This is a genomic window from Bartonella sp. AP57NXGY, from assembly GCF_042195805.1.
Lineage (GTDB): Bacteria > Pseudomonadota > Alphaproteobacteria > Rhizobiales > Rhizobiaceae > Bartonella.
This window is the reverse complement of sequence record NZ_JBHIOZ010000346.1, coordinates 1-1,076: the sequence shown is the minus strand read 5'-3', so window position 1 is coordinate 1,076 and position 1,076 is coordinate 1. Positions and strand designations below refer to the sequence as shown.

Sequence of the window (1,076 nt, the reverse complement as noted above, 5' to 3'; positions counted from 1 at the left end):
AAAGGATATGCACTTCTCTAACAACCAGTGCACTAAAGTACCTCTCCTATCCTAAAATAAAAATATACCTTACGTTTTTAAAAAAGAACGATCGCAATATTCTTAAACTGACCAAAAGTATCATGGGGAGCGCGTGTTGCCCCCAAATACATAGAGAGCAAAGAGCCGCAATATTATTTTCTTTTTCTTCTGCAAAAGCATAAAAATGACATTATTTCTGCCGCAAAATCGCAACAACGATGTTTTTTACCTGTCACAAGCTTAAAAAATAAGCCTCAGCACACTTTTAAAAAACTTTTATAAAAAACTGCGCCACGAGAAACTGAAGAATGGTGCTAAATTACTGCAAAAGCATAAGACAATTCTCAACAGATGCGACCCTTTACAGACAAAGCATATCGTATAGGAAAGATTTATTTTATCAAAAACAATTTTAAATTCGACAAAATGAAAGGAACCAAAAAAAGCTTTTGGCGTTACTCAAGCAGTGAAAATTTTCACTCCAATGCAAATGATCACTATGAACACACCAATACAAATATAATGAATCAAGAGGGAAAAATACCATGGCCCATAATAAAACAACACAGCACGATAAATCAGCCGTAGAAAAAGACCTACAAGGACAATTAGAAACGTTACGCACTGAAATTTCAGGGATTACCTCAACCCTAACAGATCTTGGTGCAAACAAATTCAACGCCGCCAAAGACAAAGCGGAAAAACTATATCACTCAGCGAAAGAAAGTGGTGAAGACATGATGTCTCAAGCAAAAGACAAAATTAGTGATCTTGAACAAACCATGAATCAATGCGTTCGCAAAAATCCTGGCAAAAGCGTTTTGTTTGCCGCAGGGGTTGGTTTTATTCTTTCTCAATTACTGCGTCGTTAAGCAATGCATAAGTTTATCGCGCCTCTTTTAAACCATCTTGTCGGTGGAGGGCTTAAAAGCACAGTCAAGCAAGTACGCCTTCAAGCAATTTTTTATGGGTTTATTGGCATTTCATTCTTCATGTCTTTGCTTTTTTTATGTACCATCGGTTTTATTGCGTTATGTTCTGTTATGAAGCCTCTT

The 1,076-nt window shown here is 36.5% G+C and carries 1 protein-coding gene and 1 pseudogene; both read left to right on the top strand.

Annotated features, from left to right (window positions below; translation table 11 throughout):
• The first annotated feature begins 566 nt into the window (after positions 1 to 566).
• The gene (locus ACFIL8_RS10785) at positions 567 to 893 is read left to right on the top strand and encodes a YqjD family protein (RefSeq protein ID WP_375612522.1); all 327 of its coding nucleotides are present in this window, start codon (positions 567 to 569) and stop codon (positions 891 to 893) included.
• Positions 894 to 896: 3 nt separating this feature from the next.
• Positions 897 to 1,076 (top strand): annotated as a pseudogene (locus ACFIL8_RS10780) (hypothetical protein); the annotation flags it as partial.

Coding starts and splice junctions, on each gene's coding strand:
- ACFIL8_RS10785 (WP_375612522.1), top strand. CDS start 567: ATGGCCCATAATAAAACAACACAGCACGATAAATCAGCCGTAGAAAAA.